The organism is Desulfobacter sp. UBA2225, assembly GCF_002348205.1.
In the GTDB taxonomy this organism is placed as follows: domain Bacteria; phylum Desulfobacterota; class Desulfobacteria; order Desulfobacterales; family Desulfobacteraceae; genus Desulfobacter; species Desulfobacter postgatei.
This window is the reverse complement of sequence record NZ_DDYV01000301.1, coordinates 1-7,345: the sequence shown is the minus strand read 5'-3', so window position 1 is coordinate 7,345 and position 7,345 is coordinate 1. Positions and strand designations below refer to the sequence as shown.

Below are 7,345 nucleotides of genomic sequence, written 5' to 3'. Positions count from 1 at the left end.
TTGCAGTTTCTACATGAGGCGTTTGAGTGCTGTCATCTAAATAATTTACCCTGCCGATTGCATGAGTTACTGCACAAGCCCAAATATTCAAATTACCCTTTAACAGTGGTGAAGGTCTTTTTCTGCAAAGTTCAGCCACGGCATATTGTATGAATTCAGCATACTCCTCATTGAGAAACCTATTTGAAAACTCGTCTGTGAGTCTTGTAATAGAAGAAAAAATATCCTGCATCTCTTTTGGCACTTTTTTAGATTTTTTTTTCATGAATTTTCCTTAATCGAGTCTTAGTTTTCAACACAAAAGATGAATAATGGAGGCACCCAGAAACACAATAAACGTATGTTTCTGATATCTTTCAAACCATGGGATGCGACTCAGGCGGGTGCCGATCTGCCCGCCCACGATTACCCCGCTGCAGGTTGCAAACAGCAGATAGGTACCATGCGGCCAGGACGCATACCCTAACCAGACACTGATGCCAGCCAGAAAAAGGTAAAACAGGATGGTGACAAACATGATGAGCAGACTGGTGGCCACGGCCCGGGAGGTCGGCATTTTGAGCTTAAGCGTCATATGGGGAATCAGCCAGTCCGTGTTGCCGATGCTTAAGAGTCCTGTGAAAAATGAAGACAGGATGACCACCGGATAACTTTTGGCATAGGTAATCGGCGGGTTGATAACAGGGGACGTGTCAATAAAAGAGATCCGATATCTCAAGGATTGGATGGTTCGAATCAAGAGATAGACGGCAATAAGCACAAAAATATACAGCAGAAGCTGTTCGTATCCCCTGGACATGTAAAAACTGGATAAAAATCCCAGGGTCACACCTGCCAGTGCCATGGGAATAAATGCGGTGGCTGCTTTTACGTCTACCATGCCGTTAAAAAGATAGGTCAATGAGCCGGTGCCTTTGCCGGCTATCTGGGTAAATATTGAAATGGCAACAGCCTCGGAAGGCCTGATTCCCAAAAAGGTCAGAACCGGTATCCAGAGAATACCCCCGCCTACGCCGGTGAACATAACCATAGAGCCCACGCCGATGGCCAGAAAATGGACAAACATAAATTTGGAAAAGCTCAATGGAATAGGTGCGTTTAAAAAAAAGAAGAGAAAAAAAACATATGCAGTGTCCGCCAGCATCCAAAAACCAAGATGTTTAGGCATCTTGAACAGCAGGGGCCATATCTTCATCAGTCAGTCATCCTTATAACGGTCGCAAGCCGTTTTTCGCCTTTCATGTTTGAATATTTGTGTTGTAGTCTATACAAAAAGTTCGGCCGGGACAAGTTTCTCTTTCAGCCGGTTTGATTTTTATGCATGCCGGGATTTTCAACCCTTCCTGATGTAGTCTCTACCCCTTTTTAAAACGAATATGTTACGCCGGATTCAAGTATATGAGTCTGACAATTCAGAGAAGTCTTAAATCTTTGCAATGCATAATCACAGGTATCGTGGGGAGAAAGAAATATATGTTTGGGGCAAACAGCGTTCAGGTTCTCAATGGTTTGTTCGAGATCCTGTTCCGTGATTTTCTCCCATGGCGGTTTTCCCGTCCCCCAGATCATCTGAACCTTGAGGCCGGGTTTGCGAAGGGGACTGTCAGTAACAGGAAAGTGAAGCCCTCCGCCAATGGCATATATGGGATCATCTGAAAGGCGTTTTGCCATCTGAATAATGGTTTCAATGGTTGGATGGCCGCATCCGGTAATCACAACAACCCCTTTATCCTTAAGCCGGGCCACAATGGCCTGCTCTTCGGTCAATCCCATAAAAAAAAGGCTCCTTGACAGGGGACCGGTGGAGGCGATTCCCGCCGGCAGCATCCGGGGGCCTTGAACAATTTTGGTTTCAAATCCGTCGGCTCCCACCTCGGCTGGTGCAAAACAGGCCATTCCATTACCTTTACCAAATGCCAGGGGTATGGCGATCTGATTATTGCGAAACGCTTTAAATCCCCCCATATGATCCGGATGCAGGTGGGATATTACCAGTGCGTCAACCTGGTTAAGTTTAAAATTGAGCTTTGCTGCATTGTGGGCTAAAGCCGGCATTTCAGAGCCGAATCCCAGATCAAAAAGTATAGACCCCTTATTCGTTTTGATTACATAGGAGACGCCTGGTGCCCCGAAAAAACCTGGGGCGGCTTTGTGCTCCAGAAGTACGGTCAACTCAAACTGCTCAAGCTCAGGCAGCTCCAGACAACTTGCGTTTTCTATGCGCGCCTTATTTAAATTCCGCGATTCTTCAACATTACGTTTATAGCGGCGATTCTTAACGAAAAGCATGGGAAAAAGAACCGGAGAGGCTAATCCTAGAACCGGCCACCATGCAGGAGAAATTCTTTTGGACATTTGAAGCCTCCTCTGTTTGATAAATAATAGGCGTAAAATCAAATTTTAAAGTTGATTTTACGCCTATTATTTTAGGACCGCAAATTTTATAAATTGAATAATCTGACTTACCCTTTGGCTCAATTTATTATTTCTGCGGTCCTAAGAGGATTTTAATAATTAAAAAATCCTTTGCCGCTTTTGCGACCGAGCCGGCCGGCACGAACATACTTTCGCAGCAGTGGAGTAGCCCTGTACTTAGAATCTTTGAACTCTTCATAAAGAACATCCATGATCGCCAGACAGACGTCCAATCCAACCAGGTCGCCCAGGGCAAGGGGGCCTATGGGATGATTGGCACCCAGTTTCATGGCCGTATCAATATCTTCGGCACTGGCAACGCCTTCGGCATAGATGGCGGCCGCTTCGTTGATCATGGGAATCAATATTCGGTTGACCACAAACCCAGGTGCTTCATCTACCTGTACCGGCTGTTTGCCAAGATCCAGGGCCAATGCCTTTACAGCGTTAAAGGTCTCGTCAGACGTGGCAACCCCTTTGATGATCTCTATTAGCGCCATGACAGGTGCCGGATTGAAAAAGTGCATGCCGATAACTCTATCCGGACGTTTTGTGGCCGTCGCCACCTCGGCAATGGAAAGGGAAGAGGTGTTGGTGGCCAGGATGGTTGAAGGTTTGCAGATATTGTCGAGTTCACTGAAAATCTGTTTCTTGATCTTCATATTTTCCACGGCAGCTTCCACCACAAGATCGCAATCCTGGGCATTTTCAGGATCTGTGGTGCCGATAATCCGGGAGAGAATCGGCTGGATCATGACCTCCTCCAATTTACCCTTGGATGCCAGGCGGCTCAAATTTTTGGAGATGATCGAAATGCCCTTGTTAACAAATTCTTGTTCAATATCCCGCAACACAACCATATAGCCGTTAACGGCAAAGACCTGGGCGATTCCGACCCCCATGGTGCCGGCACCGATTACACATATTTTTTTCATATACTTATGACCTTTCATCAAATCACTTGTTATTTAGTCATATTTTCTACGATCATGGCCATCCCCATCCCCCCGCCAATACACATGGACACAAGTCCTGTGCCGTATCCTTTGCGCTTCATTTCATGGATCAGGGTAACCATCTGCCGGGCCCCGGTGCAACCAATGGGGTGGCCCAGGGAGATGCCGCTGCCCAGCTGATTGGCAAACTCAGGATCAATGTTCAGTTCTATCATGCACCCTAGCGCCTGCGCCGCAAAGGCTTCGTTCAACTCAATGATCTCCATGTCACTTATGGACATGCCCGTGGATTTCAATACCCGGCGCACCGCAGGAATCGGCCCCAGCCCCATATATGCAGGATCCACACCACCTGTGGCAAACCCTTTGATCTTCACATAGGGCGTTAGCCCAAGTTCTTTGGCCTTGTCTGCGCTCATAATGACCACAGCGGCACCACCATCGTTGATGCCCGATGCATTGCCCGCCGTAACAGATCCATCCTTTTTGAACACCGGTTTCATCTTGGCCATCTTTTCCATGGAGGTTTCCATGGGCCGCTCATCCGTGTCGACAATCACCTCGGCCTTGCGGGTACGGGTGGACACCGGCACGATCTCCTCTTTGAACGTGCCGTTTGCAATGGCAGCCCGGGCCCTTGCGTGGCTGAGGCAGGAGAGCTTGTCCTGGTCATGCCGGGAAATATTGTAAAGTTCGGCAATATTCTCAGCCGTCACGCCCATATGGTATCCGTTAAAAATTTCAAAGAGACCGTCATACACCATCAGGTCATAGATCTCCCCTTTTCCGGATACCTCCATGCGGTATCCCCATCGGGCACTCGTCATGGCCATAGGCGAGTTACTCATACTCTCCTGGCCGCCGGCAATCACCACTTCGGCCTGCCCGCTCATGATGGATGAAGCGCCAATGGCAATGGACTTCAGCCCTGACCCGCAGATTTTATTCACCGTAAAGCCATAGGTCTCCTTGGGCACACCCGCCCGGATCATGGCCTGCCTGCCGGGACTTTGACCCTGTCCTGCCTGCAGCACATTGCCCATGATCACCTCGTCCACAGCAATGGGCGTGGCATCGGTGTTCCAGTTTGCGTAACCTTTTTCCAGCTCGGTCATGCCCCGATCTCTTAGTTTGTCCGGTGCAAAGGCCATCATCTCATCACTGACCTCGGGCCGAAGCCCTGCCCTTTCCAGGGCGGCCCGGATAACCACGGCGCCCAAGTCCACTGATGAAACAGTTTTCAACACCCCGCCAAAACTGCCGATGGCAGTTCGGGCGCCGCTGACAATCACTACATCTTTCATAGAACCTCTCCTTGTTGTAAAACCCTGCTACTTGCTTCCAAAGGCAGCCTCATCCATCTCAACCACAGCATTGTCACACGCTTTAAGCGCGTCCATTTTTCCAGCGGTGGCCGCAAGGATCTGGTTGATAAAAAACCGGGCAGTCTTGATCTGTCCGTCGTAGAAGATGTTGTCTTTTTTCTTTTTGCCCTTGTTGGCTGTGGCAGTTGTGGCCCGCCACAAAAGCATCCAGGCCATGGCAAGGTCCCCTGTAACCTCCATGAAGGGGTATGAAAAGGCATACGCAGTCAAAAATTCATCCGACCTGGACTTGGCCTGCAGTACGCCAGCCACCTCTGTGTAGGTTCTGAAAAAACCTTCCAGCCGGGCCGTGAGATCCTCAAGACCCTCCACTGCTTTGGCATCGGCAATGGTTTTCTTGATTTCCACCAGTAGGGCGTTGAAAGCTGCCCCCTTTTTCATGGAGAGTTTGCGTCCTAAAAGATCAATGGACTGGATGCCGTTGGTTCCCTCGTACAGCATGAAAATTCTGGAATCCCTGAGCAGCTGGGCCACGGGGAACTCCTCAATAAAACCGTAACCGCCGTAAATCTGAATGCCCTGGTTGCATACATCAAAGGACTTGTCCGTACCATATCCTTTGACAATAGGCGTCAGGACCTCCAGCAAATATTCATAATGGGTTTTCTGATCCGCATCCGTGGATACGGCAACCAGGTCATGACACATGGCGCAAAAGTAATTAAGGCTGCGCAACCCTTCCACATAGGCCTTCATGGTAATCAGCTGGCGTTTCACATCAGGATGACGGATGATGGGCACTGATTTTGAAGCGGCCGGGGCTTTGAGTTCCCGGGACTGAATCCGTTCCCTGGCATAGTTCAGGGCATACATATATGAGGCCGACGCGTTGGCAAAACCCTGGAGCCCCACCATCTGGCGGGCTTCGTTCATCATCTCGAACATGGCGGCCACGCCTTTATTTTCCTGCCCCAAAAGGGTACCCATGCACCCTGATTTGCCCCCCAGGGTCAAGGAACATGTGGCGTTGCCGTGCAGGCCCATTTTGTGCTCAATGCCTGTACACACCACATCGTTGAATTCCCCCGGGCTGACATCCGCGTTCACCCTGAATTTGGGTGCCAGGAACAGGGAAATACCGGCAATGCCTTCGGGCGCGCCTTCGATCCTGGCCAGAACCGGATGGATGATATTTTCCACCATATCGTGCTCTCCGGCGGAGATAAAAATCTTGTTGCCGAACAAAGAATAGGTGCCGTCCCCGTTTGGTTTGGCCGTAGCCTCGACCGCGGCAAGGTCGGAGCCCGCGTTCGGTTCGGTCAAAAGCATGGTGCCGGACCATTTCCCGGACAGCATATTTTTAAGATAAATCCGCTTTTGATCATCCGTGCCGAACTTTTCCACAAGTTTGGCTGCCCCATGGGTGAGCATATTGTAAAGCATAAAGGAATTACAAGCCCCGTAAAAATATTCATTGGCTGCCATGGCAACAGTATGTGGCATCCCCTGCCCGCCCCATTCGGGATCATCGGTCATTCCCAGCCACTCACCTTCATTATAAGCGGCATATACACTGTGAAAGGCATCGGGTACTTTTACGTCACCGGCATTGAACGTGCAGCCTTCGTCACTTATCGTTTGAAGGGGCAGGATCTCTTTAATTGCAAGATTTCTGGCTTCGCTTACGATTAAATCAACGGTCTTTTTCCCGAACTCGGCAAAGCGTTCATCCTTGCTTAATTTGTCCACGTCCAGTTGTTCGTGTAATACGAAATCCACATCCCGTCGATCTGCAATCAATTGTGCCATAAGACTTTTTCCTCTATCAAAGCGTTTAAGGTTACAGGCGGTCACAGGCGTACTAGTTTTTCACACCCATGGGTCCTTCAAAAAACTGAACGACTGTTCTAAAAGCCTTGGATATGGCGAGCAAAAACTACACCAGCCCGCCACGCTATTTTACAAGTAATTGATTTAAAACGGTATTTATCTATTTTTGAATAGTTAGCAGACGAGCAGACAGGCGGACATATGTGGCGATAACGCCACGGAAATAAAGGCTATAGATGTATAATGAAACTAATTTTATTTAAATTTCAATACATTACACAAACGTGTCTATATAGCCACGTTTTGGGGCTATTCCAATCCAAGTTTTTTCATCTTGGTAAACAGAGTCTTTCTATGAATTCCCAGTGCAAGCGCCGTCCTGGCTTTTTGCCAGCGGTTCTCCTCCAGGGCGTTCAGGATAATCCCCTTTTCAAATTCCGCCACAATCTCATTCAAAGACCCGCAAAGATCATGGGATTCGCGGACAAAACCGACTTGTTCCTGGGCGTCTGCCCCAGGATCAGACGAAATCTCCATGAAATCAATTTTCCCCAGGGTCATGTAACGGTGAAGGACGTTCTGAAGTTCCCGGACATTTCCGGGCCAGTCGTGCAGAAGAAATGCCTCCATAATTTTGCCTCCCATGGGGAGAATCTGCCCCTCATCACCAAAGGCGGATAAAAAGTAGTCCACCAGCAATGGAATATCCTCCTTGCGGTCTCGCAGGGCAGGCAGCCGGATGGGGATAATGTGCACCCGGTAGAAAAAATCCTCCCGCATCACGCCTTTTTCCACCAGGCGTTTGAGGTTCTTGTTGGT

Annotated in this window: 7 protein-coding genes; all 7 read right to left on the bottom strand. The window is 49.0% G+C overall.

Features of this window, described 5'->3' with window-relative positions:
* A partial coding sequence (locus B3D59_RS15755) for a DUF6398 domain-containing protein (protein WP_286821872.1) occupies positions 1-265 on the bottom strand: 265 nt, incomplete at its 3' end.
* Positions 266-292: 27 nt separating this feature from the next.
* On the bottom strand, positions 293-1,195 hold the full coding sequence (locus B3D59_RS15750) for a sulfite exporter TauE/SafE family protein (RefSeq protein WP_286821869.1): 903 nt from the start codon (positions 1,193-1,195) through the stop codon (positions 293-295).
* A 170-nt stretch (positions 1,196-1,365) separates the two neighbouring features.
* Positions 1,366-2,355 carry an MBL fold metallo-hydrolase gene (locus tag B3D59_RS15745; RefSeq protein WP_286821866.1) on the bottom strand — a complete coding sequence of 330 codons (990 nt, stop codon included), beginning with the start codon at positions 2,353-2,355 and terminating at the stop codon, positions 1,366-1,368.
* Between the two features lie 152 nt (positions 2,356-2,507).
* The gene (locus B3D59_RS15740) at positions 2,508-3,350 is read right to left on the bottom strand and encodes a 3-hydroxybutyryl-CoA dehydrogenase (RefSeq protein ID WP_286821861.1); all 843 of its coding nucleotides are present in this window, start codon (positions 3,348-3,350) and stop codon (positions 2,508-2,510) included.
* 29 nt (positions 3,351-3,379) lie between these two features.
* Positions 3,380-4,675 (bottom strand): thiolase family protein, encoded by a 1,296-nt coding sequence (locus tag B3D59_RS15735; protein WP_286821858.1) that lies wholly within the window; start codon positions 4,673-4,675, stop codon positions 3,380-3,382.
* 27 nt (positions 4,676-4,702) lie between these two features.
* Positions 4,703-6,505, bottom strand: coding sequence for an acyl-CoA dehydrogenase (locus tag B3D59_RS15730; protein ID WP_286821856.1), 1,803 nt, complete (start codon positions 6,503-6,505; stop codon positions 4,703-4,705).
* A gap of 330 nt (positions 6,506-6,835) precedes the next feature.
* The coding region (locus B3D59_RS15725) for a helix-turn-helix domain-containing protein (protein ID WP_286821854.1) at positions 6,836-7,345 on the bottom strand (510 nt) is incomplete at its 5' end.